Source organism: Solwaraspora sp. WMMB335 (genome assembly GCF_049179075.1).
GTDB lineage: Bacteria > Actinomycetota > Actinomycetes > Mycobacteriales > Micromonosporaceae > Micromonospora_E.
In genome coordinates this window covers 6,352,644-6,374,903 of sequence record NZ_JBMHMF010000001.1, presented here as the reverse complement: position 1 = coordinate 6,374,903, position 22,260 = coordinate 6,352,644, and the positions used below count along the sequence as shown (strand labels likewise).

The window sequence follows — 22,260 nt, the reverse complement described above, 5'->3', positions numbered from 1 at the left end:
CTGGCGGAAGATGTTCGTGGCGGGCTCGTCACACCACCGGCAACGCCGGCCAGTCACGGGCACGCAAGAACGGGGCACACCGGGTGCGCCACCGGCAAGCGTACGCCATGCCGGTGGCCGCTCTCAAATCGGGCCTGACGGCGTCCCGGCCGACGCCGGGTCTGATCAGGGACGGGTCCGGCGGCGGGCACCGCCGCGTCGGACCCGGCGTCGGCCGCCGGAGCCGTACTCGGCCGCCACCGCCTCCCGGTCCAGTTCGTCGTCGTCAGTGGCGAGGTCCGGATCGTCCGCCCCGGCCAGCCGGGTGTGGCTGACACCGTTACCGGCATCCGACGCCGGATCGACCTCGTACCGGGACAGGTCATAGCCCATCGTCTCGTCTTCGTCGTACTCGACCGCCGCGCGGCCGGCGGCGGCGACGCCAGCGGACCCGGACGGCTCCGCGACCGGGGCCGACGGCTCGGACACGAGCATCGCGGATGTGGTCGGGCCGGGTTCGACGGCATCCGGTCCAGCGCCCGACCCGACCTGACCCAACTCCGTGGCATCCGGCGCCGGGTCAGCGGCCTTGCGCCCCCGCCGGCGCCCGGAGCTCGTCGTGGTGGTGCCGGACGGGGCCGCCGAAGCCACGGCCTTGACCTTGTCCACCGCCGGCGCTCCGGAGCTCGTGCCGGCACCCGAGCCGGCCCCGCCAGCACGGCCCTTGTCCGGCACCGGCTCGGTGTGAATGATCAGTCCACGGCCCTTGCAGCAGTCACAGGTCTCACTGAACGCTTCCAACAGGCCGGCACCGATCCGCTTACGGGTCATCTGCACCAGGCCCAGCGAGGTGATCTCGGTGACCTGGTGCTTGGTCCGGTCCCGGCCCAGGCATTCGGTCAGCCGGCGTAGCACCAGCTCACGGTTTGACTCCAGCACCATGTCGATGAAGTCGATCACCACGATGCCGCCGATGTCGCGCAGCCGCAGCTGCCGCACGATCTCCTCGGCGGCCTCCAGGTTGTTTCGGGTGACCGTCTCCTCCAGGTTCCCGCCGGCGCCGGTGTACTTGCCGGTGTTGACGTCGATGACCGTCATCGCTTCGGTCCGGTCGATCACCAGGTGCCCGCCGGAGGGCAGGAAAACCTTGCGGTCCAGGCCCTTGAGAATCTGCTCGTCGATCCGGCGCTCGGTGAACACGTCCGCCACCGCGGCGTGCCGACGTAGCCGGGGCAGCAGGTCCGGGGAGACGTGGGCGAGGTAGGACTCGACCATTTCGTACGCCGTGTCGCCCTGCACGATCAACTCGCGAAAATCTTCGTTGAACAGGTCCCGGACCACCCTGATGACCAGGTCCGGCTCCTCGTAGAGCAGTACCGGCGCGCCGCCGGAGGAGGCCTTGGCCTGAATGTCCTCCCACTGGGCCTGCAACCGCTTGACGTCGCGGGACAACTCGTCCTCGCTGGCGCCTTCGGCCGCAGTACGCACGATGACGCCGGCGCCGTCGGGAATGAGCTTCTTGAGGATGTCACGCAGCCGTTTGCGTTCAGTGTCGGGCAGCTTACGGCTGATGCCCGAGGCGTTGCCGTTGGGAACGTACACCAGGTGCCGTCCGGACAACGCGATGTGACTGGTGAGCCGCGCACCCTTGTGCCCGATCGGATCCTTGGTCACCTGCACCAGCACCGAATCACCCGAACGCAACGCCTGCTCGATCGAACGGGCACGCCCCTCCAGCCCGGTTGCGTCCCAGTTCACCTCACCGGCGTACAGCACCGCGTTGCGACCCCGGCCGACATCGACGAAGGCGGCCTCCATGCTCGGCAGGACGTTCTGCACCTTGCCGAGGTAGACGTTGCCAGCCATGGTGCCGGAGGAGGCACGGGTGACGTAGTGCTCGACCAGGATACCGTCTTCGAGCACGGCGATCTGGGTACGGTCGCCCCGCTGACGGACGACCATGTCCCGGTCGACAGCCTCCCGGCGGGCCAGGAACTCCGACTCGCTCAGGATCGGCGGGCGGGTCCGGCGCTGCTCGCGGCCGTCGCGGCGGCGCTGTCGCTTGGCTTCCAGCCGGGTGGAGCCGGTGACACCCTGCACCTCGTCGACGGTCTTCCGGGGCTCCCGGATCTTGACGACGGTGGGCACGCCGTCCTCGGCTGCGCTGTCCGCGTCGCCGGAACCGCGTCGGCGCCGACGCCGGCGCCGACGGGTCAACGACTCGCCGTCGTCGTCGTCCGAACCGTCCCCACCGCTGTCCCCGTCGACCGCGCCAGCGTCGGATTCGACGGCTTCCTCGGTGTCGGCGTCGTCGTCCACACCGCCTTTGCCTCGTCCACGGCCACGGCGGCCACGGCGACGACGACGCCGGCCGGAGGTGTCGCCGTCGTCCTCGTCAGTGTCCTCGTCGGCGGCCTCGCCACCGGCCGCGGCGGCCGGCTCCGCTTCCTCGGCGGCCTCGCCACCGGCACCGGCCGCGGCGGCCGGCTCGACCGCGTCACCGTCGGCGGACCGCCGGCCGCGCCGACGCCGACGCACCGGCTCGGCATCCGTCGCGGCCTCGGCGCCAGCCTGCTCGCCGGCTGGCGCGGGCTCGGCCGCGACGGCCGGCTTGGCGGTGACGGCCGTGGCGGCCGGCTTGGCGGTGGCAGCCGTCGGCGGCGCCTGCGGGTCGGGGGCCATGAACAGCACGGCAGGCGGGCTCGACGCCGAACGCCGCTGTCGGGTGGTACGGCGGTCCTTGACTGGTTCCGCCGACCCGGCTGCCCCACCGGGCTCGACGGTTCCGGCGGGCTCGTCAGGCTCCACCGGCGCGCCGGGCTCAATCTCCACGACCGGCTCGCTGGTGAGCGGCTCGGTGGTCGGCCCGCCCGGCCGGCTCCCGCCTGGCGACTCGGGAGGCGCCGCGGGTGCAACGGCCAACTGCGGGGCAGCGGCCGCGCCCGGCGCGGGTTCGCTGTCTGCGGCATCGACCACGGCGGCGGGCTCGGCGGCCTTCTTGCGGCGGCTTCGGGTGACCTTCTTGACCACCGGTGCGCTGCCGACGGCCGGCCCGAGCGCGCCGGGCGGATCCTCGGTGGCTCCGCCGGCCTGATCCGGGACGGCCTGATCAGCGGAGTCACCGGTGACGTCCGCCACGGCTTTGCGCCGTCGACGGGTACGGGGCTCGGCGGGTTCGGCCACGGCTGCCGGAGCCTCGGCAGACGCAGCCGCGACGACGACCGGAGCTTCCCCGGCCGGGGCCGGGGCTGCCGGCGCGTCGTTGCCGCCCGTCACCGGTGTCGCTGGCTCAGCCGACACCCCGGTCTGCCCGTCGGCCGCGTTGGCCGCGTTGGCCGCAGCCTTCGTGGTCCGGCGCCGGGCTGTCCGCCCGGCCGCTGCGGATCGGGTCACATCGGCGGATTCACCGACCGGTTCGGTACCGGTCCGGTCCCCGCCCTCGGGCTCGTTTTCGAGCATTGGACGTTCTCCAGTTCTGGCCGCCCCGGGCGCGGGTAAGCGCTGCCACGCAGGGTTGCCGCAAATGGTGTTCCGGCGGGCGCCGCTGAGCTTCCGGCCCGGTTGGGCGAAAGACCCCGAGGCAGACCGCCGAAGTCTGGCTTACTGAGCGCCGGCCGGCACGCGGCTGGCGTTCACCGATGGCTGCCCGGCGTGATCCGCCTCCAACGGATCGACGATTTCCCCCTGCGCGGTCAGTGTTCCCTGCGCTAGCCGGGTCACTCGGGGCGGCACCGGCGGCTCCAGGTCGGCCATGACGCGCAGGCCGGAAAGGACGTCATCGGGTCGTACCGACGGGGTGACCTGCCGGACGACTAGGTCGAGTATCGCACACGGCACCGACCTGACCTCGGAAGGTAGGCCAGCAGCCGGCTGGCCGGTGATGTCGGCACCACCGGCCGCCGGTTCCACGGCGCCAGCGGACCCGGCCACCGCCCGGCTGACCACCGCATCGTCCGCCACCGCATCGTCGACCACGGTGAGGTCGACCACGGCGGCCCGGGCGTCGAACGTACGCCGGCCCTGCTTGGTGAGGCGTTGCACCGGTACCTCCTCGGCGGCGAGAAAGGCGGCCACCGCCTCGCCCGCGCACAGCGGATCGACCTCGGGCAACTCGATCCGCCAGCGCGAGGTGTCGATCCGGTCGGCGAGGCTGCCGCCGGTGGCCACGACGGCTTCCAACACGTCGAGCCCAGGTGACAGGGCCGTGTCCAGCGCCAACCGCAGTTCCTCCGGGTCGGTCTCGGCCCGCAGACCGATCTCGAGGTACTCGGCCTCGCTGGCCACACCCGTCGGTGCCGCGCTGGCGTACGAGATCTTGGGGTGCGGGGTGAACCCCTGGGAGAAGGCGACCGGCACCCCGGCACGGCGTAACGCCCGCTCGAACGCGCGGGCGAAGTCACGGTGTGACGTGAACCGCAGCGGGCCGCGCTTGGCGTACCGGATCCGTACCCGCTGCACGACCGGTGCCTGGCCGCCTTCTGGCTGTGGCTTCCTGCTGATCGTGATGCTCCTCGGCGAAGGGTTGGCAACGATGACGATGTAGCCATCGTCGCCCAGGTCGGCGCGGCGTGCCAGTCAGCCCGCCGCGGGCGTACGCAGACCGGTGTCGACCGGCATCAGCGGCAGCAGCTTCTGCCCGGTCGGACCGATCTGAATCTCGGTGTCCATGGCCGGGCACACCCCGCAGTCGAAGCACGGCGTCCAGCGGCAGTCGTCCTGCTCGTATTCGCTGAGCGCATCCTGCCAGTCCTGCCAGAGCCAGTCCTTGTCAAGCCCCGAGTCCAGGTGGTCCCAGGGCAGCACCTCGGCGGCGTCGCGCTCGCGCACGGTGTACCAGTCGAGGTCGACCCCGAAGGCGGGCAGCACCTCGGCGGCCGAGTCCACCCACCGCTGGAAGGAGAAGTGCTCGCTCCAACCGTCGAAACGCCCACCTGACTCCCACACCCGGCGGATCACCGCGCCCACCCGCCGGTCACCGCGCGAGAGCAGGCCCTCGATCAGCGACGGCTCGCCGTCGTGGTAGCGGTAGCCGATCGCCCGGCCCAACGACCGGTCGGCGTTGATCGCCTGCTTGAGCAGCCGCAATCGGGTGTCGATCACATCGGGACGCTGCATCGACGCCCACTGGAACGGGGTGTGCGGCTTCGGTACGAATCCGCCGATCGAGACCGTGCAGCGGATGTCCTTCGACCCGGTGGCCGCCCGGCCCGCCCTGATCACTTCGTGGGCGAGTCGGGCGATCTGCAGTACGTCGTCGTCGGTTTCGGTGGGCAGCCCACACATGAAGTAGAGCTTCACCTGGCGCCAGCCGTTGGTGTAGGCGGTCACCACCGTGCGGATCAGGTCGGACTCCGAGACCATCTTGTTGATGACCCTACGGATCCGTTCCGAGCCACCCTCGGGAGCGAAGGTGAGCCCGGTGCGCCGGCCGTTGCGGGACAGCTCCTGCGCCAGATCGATGTTGAACGCGTCCACCCGGGTCGACGGCAGCGACAGCGACACGTTGCTGCCCTCGTACCGGTCGGCCAGCCCGGAGCACATGTCGCCGATCTCGGAGTGGTCGGCCGAGGACAGCGACAGCAGCCCGACCTCGTGAAAGCCCGAGTGCTCCAGGCCGTCGGCGACCATCTGGCCGACCGTGGTGATGGACCGCTCCCGTACCGGCCGGGTGATCATGCCGGCCTGGCAGAACCGGCAGCCACGGGTGCAGCCACGGAAGATCTCGACCGCGTACCGCTCGTGCACCGTCTCGGCCAGTGGCACGATCGGCTTCTTCGGGTACGGCCAGGCGTCCAGATCCATCGTGGTGCGCTTGTGCACCCGGAACGGCACGTCCGGCCGGTTCGGCACCACCCGTTGGATTCGCCCGTCCGGCAGGTAGTCCACGTCGTAGAATCGCGGTACGTAGACGCTCTCCGTACGGGCCAGCCGCAGCAGCAGCTCGTCGCGCCCGCCCGGGGCGCCCTCGACCTTCCACCGCCGGATGATCTCGGTGATTTCCAGGACGGCTTCCTCACCGTCGCCGAGTACCGCCGCGTCGACGAAATCCGCGATCGGCTCCGGGTTGAACGCGGCGTGCCCGCCGGCCAGCACGACCGGGTGGGCGTCGCCGCGGTCGGCGGCGAGCAGTGGGATACCGGCCAGGTCGATCGCGGTGAGCAGGTTCGTGTAGCCGAGTTCGGTGGCGAACGAGACGCCGAGAATGTCGAAATCGCCGACCGGCCGGTGCGCGTCGACGGTGAACTGCGGCACCCGGTGCTGACGCATCAGCCGTTCCAGGTCCGGCCAGACCGCGTACGTCCGCTCGGCCAGCACGTCCGGCTGCTCGTTGAGCACCTCGTAGAGGATCTGGACCCCCTGGTTGGGCAGTCCCACCTCGTAGGCGTCCGGATACATCAGCGCCCAGCGCACCGCCGCCGAGTCCCAGTCCTTGACCACCGCGCCCAGCTCGCCCCCGACGTACTGGATCGGCTTGCTCACCTGCGGCAGCAACGGCTCCAGCCGGGGCCAGACCGACCTGGTCACCGGGCCACCCGCAGTCGCCGTCTGGGCGATGCCAGCCGTGACACCCATCAAACCTCCTCCTCCACACCGCGCCGGACGCCGGATCAACCACCCAGGGTACGCGTACGGACGGCGGCGATGTCCGAGTAGCCGCAGTACCCGCCGGTTCCGTGGCGGTTCCTGCCGGTGGGGTGCTGGCCGGGCGGTACTAACCTCGGACGGGTCGGGAAGGAGAGGTACCCACCATGCGGCAGCCGCAACCGGACGAGGGTCCGCAGGCGGGCCAGGACACCGGCCAGGACACCCGCCCAGACGCGAGCGAGGGCTCGGGCCGAGGCGCAGTCCAGGGCCGGGAAGCCAGTGCCGCAGAGGCACCGGTGGCATCGGGTGACGGGCCCGCCGGCACACGGCGGTTCGACCAGCCCGAGTCGGCCACCCCGCCCGCGCCGTGGCGTGGGGCCGCGTCGGTGCCGCCGCCGCAGCCGAAACAGCGCTGGTGGCGACGTGACGGTGCCGCCGAACCGCAGCCGCCGTCACCCGGCGCCGCAGCGCCGCCGACGCTGGCGGCCGGTGGTGCCGTTCCCGCGCCCCGGCGGGACCCTACGCTGCGGCTACCGGCCGGCGAGTCGCCCGACGACAACCCCGAAACCCGCACGCCGGTCGATCCATGGGCGGACGCGGATCTCTGGCCGGCCGGCCACGCACCTGACGCGCACGACACCTGGGACGGCTCCGACCTGCGGCACGGGCACCCACCACCGGTCTCATCGCCGGCCGCACCGCCTCCGGCTCCGATCTCCCCGCCGCACGCCGCACCGCCGCCGTACCCGCCAGCGGCGCCCGGGTACCCGCCACCCGGGTACCGGCCCGTACCAGCGGCACCTGCGGCCACCCCGCGCAACAGGCAACTGGTGCCGGCCAACCGGCCACCGTCGGGCCCGCCACCGCCGCCCGCGGGCAAGCAACGGTCCGCGCGCCGTCGGCCACGGCGCCAACGGCGCCGCTGGCCGTGGACGATGTCGCTACTGACGATCCTGACGGTCGCCTGCTGCTGCGGCTGCCCGGCGTATTTTGGCAAGCCGTTGTGGGACCAGTATCCGGCGACCGCCGCGTTGCCGGGCCAGATCGCCGATCTGGAACTGAGCGAGGACGGTGCCAGCGAGCGGACAGTCACCCGGTTGCGTAACGAGATGCGCACCGCTCATCTGCTCGCCGAGGACACCTTCGCCGGTGTCTACCGTGACGGCAATGGCAAGCTGGTGGTGCTGTTCGGCACCACCGGATTTCGGATCACCCCGGACACCGACCTGGACAGCGAGATCGGCCGGATCACCGGGCAGTACCGACTGACCGGGGTGACGACCTTCGAGACCGACATCCGGGGTGCCTATCTGAGCTGCGGGACCGGCCGGGCCGACGGCACCGACGTGGTGGTCTGCACCTGGGCCGACCACGGCAGCCTGGGCACGGCGCTGTTCACCCGCCGTTCCGTCGAGGAAAGCGCGGCGCTGACCTACCGGCTGCGCACCGACGTGATCGACAGGGAGTAGGGCAGCCGGACCGCCGCGGCGCGACCCGGCATGACCCGGGGAACGAACTGAGCGGGGAACGAACCGGCGTGGCCTAGGTCGCCACCGAGGGGGGTTCTCCAGCGGCGGGGCCCGAGCCGCCGCCGGGTGCGCGTGGCGGAGCGTACCGGGGCACGTACTCCTGGCCGGTGAGCCGCTGGATCTCGGTCATCACCTCATCGGTCATCTTCCGCAGGGCGGTGTGGTCGTCACCCCGACCGGCGAAGTCCAACGGCTTGCCGAAGCGGACCGTGACCGTGCCCGGCCTCAGCTTCGGCCAGAGTGCCCCGATCGGCTGGATCTGCGCGGTGCCGATGAACCCGACCGGGACCACCGGGACCCCGGCGGCCAGCGCCAGCCGGGCCACCCCGGTGCGGCCCCGGTACAGCCGGCCGTCCGGCGACCGCGTGCCCTCCGGGAAGACAGCCACCTGCCGGCCCGACTTCAGCAACGGAATCGCACCGTCGAAGGCGCTGAGCGCGGCCCGGCCGCCACCGCGCTCCACCCGGATCGCCCCCAGCCCGGTCACCAGGCCCCGGGTCAGCAGACCGCGGACCCCGGTGCCGGTGAAATACTCCGCCTTGGCCCAGAACGCCACGTGCCGGGGCAGCACCGCGCCGAGGAAGTACTCGTCGGCGACGGACAGATGGTTGCCGGCCAGGATCACCCCACCGGTGGTCGGCACGTTCTCCCGCCCCTCCACCTTGGGACGCCAACCCAGCATCAACGCGGGTCCGACAGTAATCTTGCCGATCGAGTACAGCGGCGGCACGGATCCTCCGGCGACAGGACGCAACAGCGACGGGACCAACGACGGGACGGGTGACAGGTAAGGGTTGGGATGACACGGTAGCGGACGGGATCACGCCGCTACCGGTCAGACCCGCGACTCAGACCCGCACGACCCGCACCGCCACCGGTTCGCCGTCGCCGACCTCACCGGCGAATCCGGCAGCCGCGTCGTCAGCGGACCCGGCACCGGTTTCGCCATCGGCCGTGCCCGGCGCGGTCCAGGACAGCTCGTCGGCGAGCACCTCCCGCGCGACGAAGTCGTGGTACGCCCGTACCGCCGACGCCACCTCCGCGCCGGCCACCACACCGACCCGGATCCGGTCGGTCACCTGCAGGTCGGCCTCGCGGCGGGCCTGCTGGATCACCCGGACCAGGTCCCGGGCCACCCCTTCGGCGGCCAGTTCCACGGTGACCGTGGTGTCCAGGACCACCACGCCCTGCCCGGCCGGCAACGGCGCGGAGTGCTCCGGATCGGCGGCGACCAGCTTCAGCTCGTACTCCCCCTCGGCGAGCCGGACCCCGGCGGCGACCGGCGCACCGTCGTCGCCGAGCACCCACTCTCCCGACTTCACCGCCCTGATCACCGCCTGCACCTGACCGCCGACCCGCGGCCCGAGCACCCGCGGCACCACGGTCAACACCTGCTGGCAGTACGTGTCGACGGCGTCGGTGAACTCCACCGACTTGACGTTGACCTCGTCGGCGACCAGGTCGGCGAAGGGCCGTAGGCGCTGTGCCGCCGCGGTGGCCACGGTCAGCGCCGGCAGCGGCAGCCGGACCCGCAGGCCGCGCGCCTTGCGCAGGGACAACCCGGCCGAGCAGACGTCGCGCACCGCGTCCATCGCCGCGACCAGGTCGTGGTCGGCCGGGAACCCGGCCGCCGCCGGCCAGTCGCTCAGGTGCACCGACCGTTCGCCGGTCAGCCCGCGCCAGATCTCCTCGCTGGTCAACGGTGCCAGCGGGGCGACCACCCGGGACAGCGTCTCCAGCACCGTGAACAGGGTGTCGAAGGCGTCGGCGTCGCCGGACCAGAACCGGTCCCGGGAGCGGCGCACGTACCAGTTGGTCAGCGCGTCCAGGTAGGTGCGCACGCTGGCGCAGGCGCCGGACACGTCGTAGCCGTCCATCTGCCGGGTGACCTCGTCGACCAGCTCCCCCGTCTTGGCCAGTACGTACCGGTCCAGCAGGTGGGTGCTGTCGGTGCGCCGCCGCGCGGTGTGACCCTCCGCGTTGGCGTACAGGGCGAAGAAGTACCAGACGTTCCACAGCGGCAGCAGCACCTGCCGGACCGCGTCCCGGATGCCGCTCTCCACCACCGCCATGTCGCCGCCGCGCAGCACCGGCGAGGCCATCAGCATCCAGCGCATCGCGTCCGAGCCGTAGGTGTCGAACACCTCGTACACGTCCGGGTAGTTGCGCAGGCTCTTGCTCATCTTGCGCCCGTCGGCGCCGAGCAGGATGCCGTGGCTGACGCAGGTACGGAACGCCGGCCGGTCGAACAGCGCGGTGGCCAGCACGTGCATGGTGTAGAACCAGCCCCGGGTCTGCCCGATGTACTCGACGATGAAGTCGCCCGGGTAGTGGTGCTCGAACCACTGGCGGTTCTCGAACGGGTAGTGCACCTGGGCGAACGGCATCGAGCCGGACTCGAACCAGCAGTCGAGCACCTCCGGCACCCGACGCATCGTCGACCGGCCGGTCGGATCGTCCGGGTTGGGGCGCACCAGCTCGTCGATGCCGGGGCGGTGCAAATCGGTGACCCGGACGCCGAAGTCGCGTTCCAACTCGTCCAGCGAGCCGTACACGTCGACCCGGGGATAGGCCGGGTCGTCGGACCGCCACACCGGGATCGGCGAGCCCCAGAACCGGTTGCGGCTGATCGACCAGTCCCGGGCCCCGGCCAGCCACTTGCCGAACGAGCCGTCCTTGACGTGCCCCGGGATCCAGTCGATCTGCTGGTTGAGCTCCACCATCCGGTCACGGAACGTGCTCACCGCGACGAACCACGACGATACCGCCTTGTAGACCAGCGGCGTGTCGCAGCGCCAGCAGTGCGGGTACGAGTGGGTGTAGGTGTCGTGGCGCAGCAGCAGGCCGCGCTCGCGCAGGTCACGGATCACCGGCTTGTTGACGTCGAAGACCTGCTCGCCCTGGTACGGCGGAACCAGCGCGGTGAACCGGGTGTGGTCGTCGACGGTGACGATGGTCGGGATGCCGGCGGCGGTGCAGGCGTTCTGGTCGTCCTCGCCGAACGCCGGGGCCAGGTGCACCACCCCGGTGCCGTCCTCGGTGGTCACGTAGTCGGCGCCGAGCACCTGGTACGCGTTCGGCCCGGCCCGGTCGACCAGGAAGTCGTACAGCGGGGTGTAGCGGCGGCCGACCAGGTCGGCGCCGCGCACCGTGCCGACCCGCTCGAAGCCGTCGAGTTCCCTGGCGTACGCCTCGACGCGCGCCGCCCCGAGCAGGTAGCGCTGCCCGTCGCGCTGCAGCACCGCGTACTCGATGTCCGGGCCGACGGCCAGCGCCAGGTTGGACGGCAGGGTCCACGGCGTGGTGGTCCACACACCGATCCGCTCGCGCGGACCGCCCGGACTCGCCGGGTCGAGCTCGAACCAGACGGTGACGGTCGGGTCCTGACGGTCCCGGTAGACGTCGTCCATCCGGGTCTCGGTGTTGCTCAGCGGCGTCTCGCAGCGCCAGCAGTAGGCCAGCACCCGGAAGCCCTCGTAGATCAGACCCTTGTCGTGCAGGGCCTTGAAGGCCCACATCACGCTCTCCATGTAGTCCAGATCGAGGGTCTTGTAGTCGTTGGCGAAGTCGACCCAGCGGGCCTGCCGGGTGACGTAGCGTTCCCAGTCCTGGGTGTAGGTCAGCACCGAGCTGCGGCACACGTCGTTGAAGCGTTCCATGCCCAGCTCGACGATCTCCGCCTTGGTGGCGATGCCGAGCTGGCGTTCGGCTTCGACCTCGGCGGGCAGGCCGTGGCAGTCCCAGCCGAAGCGACGCTCCACCCGCCTGCCGCGCATCGTCTGGTAGCGCGGGACGACGTCCTTGACGTAGCCGGTGAACAGGTGGCCGTAGTGCGGCAGGCCGTTGGCGAACGGCGGGCCGTCGTAGAAGACGTACTCGTTGGCGCCGTTCGGGCCGGGGTCGCGTTGGTCGACGCTGGCCTGGAAGGTCTTGTCCGCCGCCCAGTAGTCGAGGATCCGCCGTTCCACCCCGGGCAGGTCCGGACTGGCCGGCACGCCGGCGTTCGCGGCGGGGTCGGTCATCGGGTACGCCATGGTGGTCGCTCTCCTCGCGCAGCTCACTGTCAATGTGGGGCTGCGAGGACGAATCCACCGGTACGCCGTCGCCGGCGCCCGCGCGGGCCGCGGTACCACCTCGCTTGGCGGTCACCGGGATGCGTGACCGCCCGCTCGTTGGCCGGCTGTGACGGGCCGGACCCGTCCGGTTCTACTGGGGCTGCCGCTGCCGCTGATCGGCGGTGGTGGCCGGTTCTTCCGGAGGCTCGCCGGTGATGGCCGGGTCGTCGCCGTTGGGTTGCTTTCAGGTTCGAGCGTAACGCACCCGTCGAGCCGGTTTCCGCCCGCCCGCCACCATTCCCACCCCCTGCCCGCCGCCCTGCCGGGTCAGCGGGCGGGCGGGGCCGGCAGGGTGGTCGACCAGAGCGAGCGGCCGTCACGGTCACGCAGGTGCACGGTGAACGCCCGGGACTCGCCGTCGATGAACACCTCGCCGTAGTGCTGGAAGCCCTCGGCCGGCGACGTGTTGGCCCGCGGCGGGGCGTTGACGAACACCGCTTCCGGTCCGAACGTACCGTCGAGGGTGTTCGGGCCGAACGCACCGGCGTGCGCCGGGCCGGAGACGAACTCCCAGAACGGGGTGAAGTCGGCCACCGCGGCCCGCGCCGGGTCGTAGTGGTGGGCGGCGGTGTAGTGCACGTCGGCGGTGAGGAACACGATGCCCTGCACCCCGGCCCGGTGCGCCGTGCCGAGAATCTCGGCGAACTCCAGCTCCCGGCCGGCCGGCACCCCGCCGTCGCCCTGGGCGACGCCTTCCTGCGCGCCCCCGCCGTCCGGCACGATCAGCCCGAGCGGCAGATCGTTCGCGATCACCTTCCAGGTCGCCGTCGAGCGCCGCAACTCACGGATCAGCCACTGCCGTTGCCGCGTACCGAGCAGGCCACGGTGCGGGTCGGCGTACGTGTTGCCGTCGTTGGGATCCTTGTAGGTGCGCATGTCGAGCACGAACACGTCCAGCAGCGGCCCGTAGGAGACCACCCGGTACAGCGGGCCGTCGTCCGGAGTCGGCAGCCATTCGTGGAACGCCTGCCGGGACCGGGCGGCCAGCACGTCCACCCGGGTCTCGGTGTAGCGCGGGTCGGTGAGGATCTCACCCGGGTACCAGTTGTTGGTGACCTCGTGGTCGTCCCACTGGTTGAGCTGCGGCACCTCGGCGGCGAACGCCCGCAGATGCGTGTCGAGCAGGTTGTACGCGAACTGGCCACGGAACTCGGCGAGCGTCTCGGCGACCTTGGTCTTCTCCGGGGTGACCAGGTTGCGCCAGATCTGCCCGTCCGGCAGGGTCACCGTTTCGGCGAGCGGATTGTCCGCGTACACCGTGTCGCCACTGCAGAGGAAGAAGTCCGGCCGGCCGCGCCGCATCGCCTCGAAGATCCGCATGCCGCCGAAGTCGTCGCTGATCCCCCAACCCTGACCGGCGATGTCACCGGTCCAGACGAATCGGACGTCGTCGACCCGCCCGCTCACACCGCCGCCCGGCCGACCCCGATGACGTCCATGGTGGCCACCGGCGCGTGGTGCGGTGCTGAGCGATCCGGTCACCGGCTCGCTGATCAGGCCGGGACGGTCCAGGCTCGCCACCCGGACCCGGTAGTGCAGCCGGTCACCGGCAGGCAGGCCACGCAGCCGCAGCTTGCCGGTGTAGTCGCCACTGCCGTCGAGCACCGGGCCGCGTACCCGCCGGGCGTCACGCAGGTCGGGCCGGCGGCCGATCTCGACGATCAGACGGCCGGGACGGTCGGCGCGGGTCCAGACGACCGCTTCGCCCGGGCCGGCCAGACCGCTCTGCACGCCGTGGGTGAGCACCGGACGGCCGGTGGGGTGCCAGGCCGGCGTCCCGGGCCAGCCGGAGGCGGCGTTCGCGGCGGCTGACGCGTCGGGTCCGCCGAGCAGCGCGCCGCCGGCGAGTCCTGCGCCACCGGCCAGGCCGGCCCGCAGCAGTGTACGGCGATCACATGGGTTCATCGGAGTCCTCCAGGGAAGGTAGAGCATTCCCTGGAGGTCTATCGATGGAACGTGGCGAGATGCCCCGGATCAGGTAGCCACCACACGAACCAGCCGAAAACGTGCGACGGAGCAGGCCGGACGGCCCGCCATCGACTAGCCGAGGTCGGGAAACCAGAGCTTGATCTCGCGGGCTGCGCTCTCCGGTGAGTCCGAGGCGTGCACGAGGTTCTCCCGGTTGGACAGCGCCAGGTCGCCGCGGATGGTGCCGGCCGCCGCCTTGCGTCCGTCGGTGACACCGATCAGGCCACGTACCACGTCGATCGCCTGGTCGCCGGTGAGCACCAGAGCAACCAACGGTCCACCGGTCATGAACTCCCGCAGCGGCGGGTAGAACGGCTTGTCCACATGGTCGGCGTAGTGCGTGTCGGCCAGGGCCGCGTCCATGTCCCGCAGTGTCATCGTGACCATGGCCAGTCCTTTGCGTTCGAACCGGCCGAGAATCTCGCCGACCAGCCCACGGCGGACAGCGTCCGGCTTGATCAGCACAAGGGTACGTTCGACGTCGGTGGGGCTGGACACGCTGACTCCTTCGCGGCGGCCGGGCAGGCCTCGTCGGGTCTGTCCGAGGCCTGCCCGGTACGGACTGGCGCTGCCAGCCTAGTGGGTCGTAGATCGCTGGCGGTCGGGTTGATGACAATGGGAAACACCGGCCGCACGGCGCCCGCCACGGCACGCCGCGATCACGCGAGGGGCACGTAGCCTGCCCGCACGTCATGATGGAGTCAGGGACAGGCCCGTCGACCGGCGACACGCGCTGGCACCGACGGCTCTTCCATCCGCGCCGGGCCCGGCCTAGCCTGGCCCTAACGCAGGGGAGGTCTACTGTGGCGAACGGCCGTCGACCGGTTTCCACCGCCCGCAAGCTCGTCGCCGCGATGCTCGGCACCCTCGCCACGTTCATCATCCTGTTCGGTGCCGGCATGACCAGTTGGGCCATTGCCGCGCTCGGGGTGGCGCTCCTGGTGCTCGCGATCAGCCTGGTGCTCATCACCGCCTTCCCCGGCACCGAGCGCGCCTGGGTCGCCGGAATCGCTCACGTTCGCAGCGTTTCCGAACCGCCGGCCTCCTCCACGTACGGCCGCTGCGAGTTGCAGATCCTGGTGGACGCCCCCGGCGTACCACCGAGGTCGGTGAAGGTCCGCGATCCCCGGGTGCCGGTCGCCAAGTGGCCCGACCCGGGGGCCACCCTGCCGATCATGGTGGCCTTCGACGACCAGCGGCATGTCCGGATCATGTGGGACGACGTGCTCACCCACGCCGAAGCCGCTGCCGAACGCGCCGACCTGCCGTCGGAGTTCGACGAGCCTGACTTCGAGCCGCTCGACGACGACCTGTTGATATCCGATGACGACCTGCTCGGCGAGGAACCGCCGTGGGTACGCCGCGACGACGACGATCTGCTACCTGACCCGGACACGGTGCGTACCGCCGACCTCAGCGAAGAACTCGGCGCGCTACGCGATCCCGCAGCCGCTCCGATGAAGGACGATGCCGCGACGGCGCGGCGGGGCGCGGCGGAGAACCCACGGCCCGACTTCACCAGAAACACCTTCGCCGACGACGCCTTCACCGAACCGATGCCGGACGCTTCCACCGCTGCGATGCCCGATCCGCAACGGGTGTCTGACCGTGGACAGCCGTCCGGCGACGAGCAGCAGGCGGCGGAGCCGGAGCGGGTACCGGAGCCGCCGGAGTCCGACGCGCGCCCCGTCGAGCCGGATCTGCCCGGTCCTCGGCCCGAACCGGGCGACCGGCCCCGGCCTGGTCCGACGTCGCGGGCGGCCGCCGGGCCGCAGCCGGAAGAGCGGCCCGAACCGGTGGTGGTCAGCCAGACGCCGGGCGGACAGGTGGTGCTGGAAGGCACCTTGGTCGACCCGCCGCCGGTCCCGCTGCCGCGTCGGCCCCGACCGCAGCCGACCACGCCGGAACCGGAGCCCGCCGGGGAGTCCACCGCGACGGCTGCGGCCACCGGCACCGCGTTGGCCGACCCGCCGGGAGACGGGTCGGCCGGTGGACGCACCGACCGACCCGGCGCCGGGCAGCAGACGGACCAGCCAGTTGGCGACCAGCCAGCCGGGCACCTGGACGCTGATGACGTCGACGCCGGCGACATCGATCCGGGGCCGATCCATGGCGTCGGGCTCACGCTGCTCGTGGCCGACCTTGCCCGCTCGGTCGAGTTCTACCGCGACATGCTCGGGTTCTTCGAGATCGACGGCGGCGACGGCAACGCCGTACTCGCTTCCGGATCCACCCGGCTGGTCCTGCGCTCGGTGCCGGAGGTCGCGCCGGTCAACCGACGGCTCATGCATCTCAATCTGGAAGTGGACGACCTGCAGCGGGTCCACGATGAGCTCAAGTCCAAGGGCGTGCGCTTCACCTACGCCCCCCGTGCGGTCAACCGGGGTGCCCGCACCGAGCTGTGGGCAGCCGCGTTCCGTGATCCGGACGGGCACGGCATCGCCATCATCCAGTGGCGCGACCGGGAACAGCCGGCACCGGCACCGGCCTGAGCCGGCCGCCGACATCGACGCCGGTCAGCTCAGGATGACCCGCCGGACGTGCCAGACGTATGCCCAGACACCGGCGAACAGCACCCCGACCGCCAGCAGGGACCAGTGCAGCAGGCCGGCGAGCAGCAGCAGCGCCTGCAGCACCGTCCCGGCGTACCAGGCCCATCGATGGCGCAACAGTCCGGCGACGACGATCGCACCCACGGCCAGCGCCACACTGGCCGCCATCGCCGCCGGCCCGAATCCGTCGCCCAGCACCCGGATCGGCTGGATCGCCAGGCCCAGCACCAAGGCCTCCATGCCGAGCGTCGCCGCGCCGAGGCCCCGCGCTGCCGCGACCGGGTTACGCAGGCCTGACCGTGGCGGGTCCGGGTCGTCGCTCATCTGATCATCCGCCGGGCTCATCTGGCCAGCAGTCGGCGGGCATCGGCGACGGTGACCACCGAGCCGGTGATCAGCACGCCGACACCGCTCAACTCGCCGTCCAGGTCCGCCTCGGCCAGCACCACCGCCGCCTCGATCGCGTCCGGCATGCTCCGTGCGAGCTGGACCCGGTCGGGGCCGAACGCCTCCACCGCCGCAGCGGCCAAGTCGTCCACCGACATCGCCCGCGGTGAGGTGTTGACCGTGACCACTACAGCGTCGGCGACCGGCTCCAGCAGGTCGAGCAGTGCCTCGGCGTCCTTGTCGCCGAGTACGGCGAGCACCACCACCAGCCGACGGAAGGCGAACTCCTCCTGCAGGGCGGTCACCGTCGCCGCCATACCGTGCGGGTTGTGCGCCCCGTCGAGCAGGATCGTCGGCGCGTGGCGTACCCGCTCCAGCCGGCCCGGCGACGACACTGCCGCGAATCCTTCCCGGATCGGCTCGGCGTCGAGCGTCCGGCCCGGCCCGGCGCCGAGAAAGGCTTCCACCGCGGCCAGCGCCAGCGCCGCGTTCTGAGCCTGATGGGCACCGTGCAGCGGAAGGAACACGTCGCCGTACCGGCCGCCGAGTCCTTGCAGCGTGAGCACCTGGCCGCCGACGGCGACCGCCCGGTGCGCAACGCCGAACTCGCCGCCTTCGCGGGCTATCGTGGCACCGACCTCTGCGCAGCGGTCCAGGATCGGCTCGGCGGCCTCCTCCGACTGCACCGCCGTGATCACCGTGGCACCCGGATGCACGATGCCGGCCTTGGCCAGCGCGATGTCGGTGAGGGTGTCGCCGAGCCACTCGGTGTGGTCCAGACCGATCGGCGTGATCACGCAGACTCCGGCGGACAGGACGTTGGTGGCATCCTCCGCACCACCCAGCCCGACCTCGACCACGGCCACGTCGACAGGTGCGTCGGCGAAGGTGGCGAACGCCAGCGCGGTCGTCATGTCGAAGTAGGTCAACGGCTCTGCCGCCCGCTTGTCGACCAGCTCGGCCAGTGGCGCCACCTCGCGATAGGTGGCGGAGAACCGCTGCTCACTGATCGGCTCGCCGTCCAGGCTGATCCGCTCCCGTACGGTCTCCAGGTGCGGGCTGGTGTAGCGGCCGGTGTGCAGGCCGAAGGCGCGCAGCAGGGAGTCGATCATCCGCGCCGTCGACGTCTTGCCGTTGGTGCCGGTCAGATGGATCGACGGGTATGCCCGCTGTGGGCTGCCGAGCAGATCCAGCAGCTGGTTGATCCGGTCCAGGTCAAAGACCATCCGGGTGAAGCCCCGACCGGCGAGTTCCCGCTCTGCCTGCGCGAACTCGTTCGTACCGGACCTCGCAGGTCCGGGCTTGGCGGAGGTCACGGCTGGTCACCGGCGGGTGTCGACCCGGGATCCGTCGACCCGGGATCCGTCGACCCGGCGGCCGGCGACGAGCCGGTCGGCAGAGCGGCGAGCGCGCCGGCGATGCGGGCCAGCTCCGCCTCGGCCACCGCCAACCTGGTACGAATCTTCTCGACCACCTGCGGCGGTGCCTTGTCGACGAAGGCGCTGTTGCCGAGCTTCGCCCGGCACTGGGCTGCTTCCCGCTCGGCCACCGCCTGGTCCTTGGCCAGCCGGCCACGCTCCGCGGCGACATCGATCGACCCACGGGTGTCGAGCTCGACGGTGACCTGCGCGGTGACCGCGAGTTTCGCGGTGGCCGAAAAGTCGGCGCTCGGGTCGTCCAACCGGGTCAACGACCTGATGAGGGGCTCGTGCCCGCCGATCCCGGCTTCGGTGAGACCGGTGAGCTGGGCGGTGACCCGCTGGGCGGGCCGCAACCCCTGGTCCGAGCGGAACCGCCGGATCTCGGTCACCACCCGCTGCACCACGGCCAGCTCCGCCTCGGCGGCAGGGTCACACCACGACTGGTCGGAGACCGGCCAGGCCGCGATAATGATGCTGCTGGCTGACGAAGATCGGCCGTCCGCAGGCTGACCCGCGCCGGCCAGCGCCGACCACAGCTCGTCGGTGACGAACGGGATGACCGGGTGCAGCAGCCGCAACAACTGGTCGAGCACGTGACCGAGAACCCGACGGGTCCGGTCGGCTGCCGCGTCCGCGGCCCCGAGCACCGGCTTGCTCAGTTCCAGATACCAGTCGCAGACGTCGTCCCACGCGAAGTGGTAGAGGGTGTCGCAGACCTTGGCCAACTCGAACCCGTCGGACTGCTCGTCGACCTGATCGATCACCTGCTGCAGGCGGGACAGGATCCACCGGTCGGTCATCCCCAGCTGCGCCGGCGCCGGCAGCTCGCCGGTCAGGTGTGCACCGTTGAGCAGGGCGAACCGGGTGGCGTTCCACAGCTTGTTGCAGAAGTTGCGCGACCCCTGGCACCACTCCTCGCTGATCGGCACGTCGGCACCCGGGTTGGCGCCACGGACCAGGGTGAACCGGGTGGCGTCGGCACCGTACCGGTCGATCCAGTCCAGCGGGTCGACCACGTTGCCGAACGACTTCGACATCTTCTTGCCGAACTGGTCACGCACCATGCCGTGCAGAGCGACCACGTCGAACGGTTGGCGCCCGTCCATCGCGTACAGCCCGAACATCATCATCCGGGCCACCCAGAAGAACAGGATGTCGTAGCCGGTGACCAGCACACTGTTGGGATAGAAGGTGCGCAGGTCCACGGTCTGCTCGGGCCAGCCGAGAGTGGAGAACGGCCAGAGCGCGCTGGAGAACCAGGTGTCGAGCACGTCGTCGTCCTGGTGCCAGCCGTCGCCGGTCGGCGGCTGCTCGTCCGAGCCGACGCAGACGACCTGGCCGTCGGGTCCGTACCAGACCGGAATCCGGTGGCCCCACCACAGCTGCCGCGAGATGCACCAGTCGTGCATGTTGTCGACCCAGGCAAAATAGCGGGGGGCCAGCTCCGGCGGTTCGATCCGGGTACGCCCGTCGCGCACCGCGTCCCCCGCCGCCTGGGCCAGCGGTCCGGTCCGGACGAACCACTGCAGCGACAACCGGGGCTCGACGGTCGTCCGGCACCGCGAGCAGTGCCCGACGGCGTGCACGTACGGCCGTTTCTCGGCCACGATGCGCCCGTCGGCGCGCAGCGCGGCGACGATCGCCGGGCGGGCCTCGAACCGGTCCAGACCCGCGAACGGGCCGGCCGCGGTGACCACGCCCCGCTCGTCCAGGATCGTCAGACTGGGCAGCTGGTGCCGCTGGCCGATCTCGAAGTCGTTGGGGTCGTGCGCCGGGGTCACCTTGACCGCCCCGGTACCGAAGACGGGATCGACGTGCGGGTCCGCGACGATCGGGATCCGGCGGCCGGTGAGCGGCAGTTCGACCTCGGTGCCGACCAGATGGCGGTAGCGCTCGTCGTCCGGGTGCACCGCGACTGCGGTGTCCCCGAGCATGGTCTCGACCCGGGTGGTGGCCACCACGATCGACGCCTCGCCGGAGCCGTACCGGATCGAGACGAGCTCGCCCTCGTCGTCACTGTGCTCGACTTCGATGTCGGACAGCGCGGTGAGGCAGCGGGGGCACCAGTTGATGATGCGCTCCGCCCGGTAGATCAGATCGTCCTCGTACAGCCGCTTGAAGATCGTCTGGACGGCGCGGGACAGGCCCTCGTCCATGGTGAAGCGCTCCCGGCTCCAGTCGACGGAGTCGCCGAGGCGGCGCATCTGGCCGAGGATCACTCCACCCGACTCGGCCTTCCACGCCCACACCCGCTCCACGAACTGTTCACGGCCGAGATCGTGCCGAGACAACCCGGCCGCGGCCAGCTGCCGCTCGACGACGTTCTGGGTGGCGATGCCGGCGTGATCCATTCCCGGCAGCCAGAGAGCCTCGAAACCCTGCATGCGCTTACGTCGGGTCAGCGTGTCCTGGATCGAGTGGTCCAGGGCATGACCGACGTGCAGCGAACCGGTCACGTTCGGCGGCGGGATGACGATGCAGAACGGCGGCTTGCCGCTGGCGGCGTCGGCCTGGAAGTGCCCCTCGGCTACCCACTGCTCGTACCGCCGCTGTTCGACCTCGCCGGGCTGGTACTGGGCCGGCAAGCTGGCGGCATCGGCGCGACGGGGCTGCGGAGAATCGGTCACCCGTCGAGTTTACGAAGGTCCGGCGACCGATTTCACCCAGGTATGGCCGGCACCCCCTGGAGGAGCGCTCACCCGATTCGTCAGGCACTGCGGATGGCGTACGGTGGCGGGCATGGTCGACGACATCTTCGGGCAGCGGCGGGCAGCTGAGCCGGAGCCGGTCGACGTGACACCACCGGCGAGGCCGCAGTCGAAACGGGAGCCGCGCAATCGCCCGGACGGTGACGAGCCAGACGGACGTGACGGACAACGTGGTCCGCGGCGCTCGAACGGTCGACGGACGAGACGGGTGGTGGCCGGCTCGCTGGTCGCCGCCGTCGGGCTCGTCGGTACCGGTCTGATTGGTTCGACGACCGTCGAGGTGCTCCGGCAGAAGGATGCCACGCTCACCGCGCCGGCCGAGGCCGCCGGCCTGGTGCGCGACGACAGCGAGGACGCCCGCACCACGGCCGAATATCTGAGTACGGCGTTCGCCGCCGGCATCGACCTCGACCGTAGCATCGGCGTGGTGTACTCCGGTCGAGGCGACGAGCGGCGCAGCGTTCTGTTGTTCGGCGGCACCACGCTGCTGTGGTCACCCGAGCGGGACCTGGACACGCTGCTGGAGATGCTCGGTGACGAGCAGGGGACGGTCACCGGGATTCGTGAGGTGCCGGCTGGGCCGTACGGCGGGGTGATGAAGTGCGGGGCCACGCCGACCGACGACGGGGACATGCCGGTCTGTGGCTGGGCCGACCACGGAAGCGTCGCTGTCGCGGTGTTCCCCGGGCGTAGCGTCGACGAGTCCGCCAAACTACTGACCGAGTTGCGCGCCGCGATGCAGCGCCGATGACCGATGACCGGGTTTCCCCGGTGCCTGCAGACCTGCGGGGAAGGCGAGAAGCACTTCAGGGCCATCCGAGAACGGATGGCCCTGAAGTAATGATGTCCGGCGGTGACCTACTCTCCCACACCCTCACGAGTGCAGTACCATCGGCGCTGGAGAGCTTAGCTACCGGGTTCGGAATGTAACCGGGCGTTTCCCCTCCGCCAAAACCGCCGTAACCCTCAACACAAACAACACACAGTCGTTTGCCCAGAATCACACAGTGAACGCG

At 71.1% G+C, this 22,260-nt stretch carries 12 protein-coding genes, 1 rRNA gene and 1 pseudogene; 3 read left to right on the top strand and 11 right to left on the bottom strand.

Annotated features, from left to right (window positions below):
* Window positions 1-165: 165 nt before the first annotated feature.
* From ACN27F_RS27400 to ACN27F_RS27390, 3 genes are all read right to left on the bottom strand, one after another.
* On the bottom strand, window positions 166-3,438 hold the full coding sequence (locus ACN27F_RS27400; protein ID WP_421438229.1) for an Rne/Rng family ribonuclease: 3,273 nt from the start codon (window positions 3,436-3,438) through the stop codon (window positions 166-168).
* A 141-nt stretch (window positions 3,439-3,579) separates the two neighbouring features.
* The gene (locus ACN27F_RS27395; RefSeq protein WP_421440479.1) at window positions 3,580-4,398 is read right to left on the bottom strand and encodes a TIGR03936 family radical SAM-associated protein; all 819 of its coding nucleotides are present in this window, start codon (window positions 4,396-4,398) and stop codon (window positions 3,580-3,582) included.
* Between the two features lie 156 nt (window positions 4,399-4,554).
* Window positions 4,555-6,552 carry a TIGR03960 family B12-binding radical SAM protein gene (locus ACN27F_RS27390; RefSeq protein ID WP_421438227.1) on the bottom strand — a complete coding sequence of 666 codons (1,998 nt, stop codon included), beginning with the start codon at window positions 6,550-6,552 and terminating at the stop codon, window positions 4,555-4,557.
* A 176-nt stretch (window positions 6,553-6,728) separates the two neighbouring features.
* Here ACN27F_RS27390 and ACN27F_RS27385 point away from each other — a divergent pair, with 176 nt between their 5' ends.
* Entirely contained in the window at window positions 6,729-8,033 is a 1,305-nt protein-coding gene (locus ACN27F_RS27385; RefSeq protein WP_421438225.1) for a hypothetical protein, read from the top strand.
* Between the two features lie 73 nt (window positions 8,034-8,106).
* Here ACN27F_RS27385 and ACN27F_RS27380 read toward each other — a convergent pair whose 3' ends face one another.
* The 4 genes from ACN27F_RS27380 to ndk form a co-directional block, all read right to left on the bottom strand.
* Window positions 8,107-8,823: a lysophospholipid acyltransferase family protein gene (locus tag ACN27F_RS27380; protein WP_421438224.1), complete on the bottom strand. Its 717-nt coding sequence runs from the start codon at window positions 8,821-8,823 to the stop codon at window positions 8,107-8,109.
* Window positions 8,824-8,941: 118 nt separating this feature from the next.
* Window positions 8,942-12,127 (bottom strand): isoleucine--tRNA ligase, encoded by a 3,186-nt coding sequence (ileS, locus tag ACN27F_RS27375; RefSeq protein WP_421438222.1) that lies wholly within the window; start codon window positions 12,125-12,127, stop codon window positions 8,942-8,944.
* Between the two features lie 348 nt (window positions 12,128-12,475).
* Window positions 12,476-14,113 carry an alkaline phosphatase D family protein gene (locus ACN27F_RS27370; protein WP_421438220.1) on the bottom strand — a complete coding sequence of 546 codons (1,638 nt, stop codon included), beginning with the start codon at window positions 14,111-14,113 and terminating at the stop codon, window positions 12,476-12,478.
* A gap of 135 nt (window positions 14,114-14,248) precedes the next feature.
* Window positions 14,249-14,674 carry a nucleoside-diphosphate kinase gene (ndk, locus tag ACN27F_RS27365; protein WP_421438219.1) on the bottom strand — a complete coding sequence of 142 codons (426 nt, stop codon included), beginning with the start codon at window positions 14,672-14,674 and terminating at the stop codon, window positions 14,249-14,251.
* Between the two features lie 305 nt (window positions 14,675-14,979).
* Between ndk and ACN27F_RS27360 the strand changes: the two genes are divergently transcribed.
* Window positions 14,980-16,668 carry a VOC family protein gene (locus ACN27F_RS27360; RefSeq protein ID WP_421438217.1) on the top strand — a complete coding sequence of 563 codons (1,689 nt, stop codon included), beginning with the start codon at window positions 14,980-14,982 and terminating at the stop codon, window positions 16,666-16,668.
* A 24-nt stretch (window positions 16,669-16,692) separates the two neighbouring features.
* Here the strand turns inward: ACN27F_RS27360 and ACN27F_RS27355 are convergent, their stop codons facing one another.
* The 3 genes and pseudogenes from ACN27F_RS27355 to ACN27F_RS27345 form a co-directional block, all read right to left on the bottom strand.
* On the bottom strand, window positions 16,693-17,052 hold the full coding sequence (locus ACN27F_RS27355) for a DUF4233 domain-containing protein (RefSeq protein ID WP_421438215.1): 360 nt from the start codon (window positions 17,050-17,052) through the stop codon (window positions 16,693-16,695).
* Window positions 17,053-17,069: 17 nt separating this feature from the next.
* A complete protein-coding gene (locus ACN27F_RS27350; protein WP_421440478.1) occupies window positions 17,070-18,341 on the bottom strand; it encodes a bifunctional folylpolyglutamate synthase/dihydrofolate synthase in 1,272 nt (423 codons plus the stop codon).
* A gap of 170 nt (window positions 18,342-18,511) precedes the next feature.
* A pseudogene (locus ACN27F_RS27345) lies at window positions 18,512-21,163 on the bottom strand (valine--tRNA ligase); the annotation flags it as partial.
* A 112-nt stretch (window positions 21,164-21,275) separates the two neighbouring features.
* Between ACN27F_RS27345 and ACN27F_RS27340 the strand changes: the two are divergent.
* Window positions 21,276-21,995 (top strand): hypothetical protein, encoded by a 720-nt coding sequence (locus tag ACN27F_RS27340; protein ID WP_421438213.1) that lies wholly within the window; start codon window positions 21,276-21,278, stop codon window positions 21,993-21,995.
* A 94-nt stretch (window positions 21,996-22,089) separates the two neighbouring features.
* Here the strand turns inward: ACN27F_RS27340 and rrf are convergent.
* Window positions 22,090-22,206: ribosomal RNA gene (rrf, locus tag ACN27F_RS27335) — 5S ribosomal RNA — on the bottom strand.
* Window positions 22,207-22,260 lie beyond the last annotated feature (54 nt).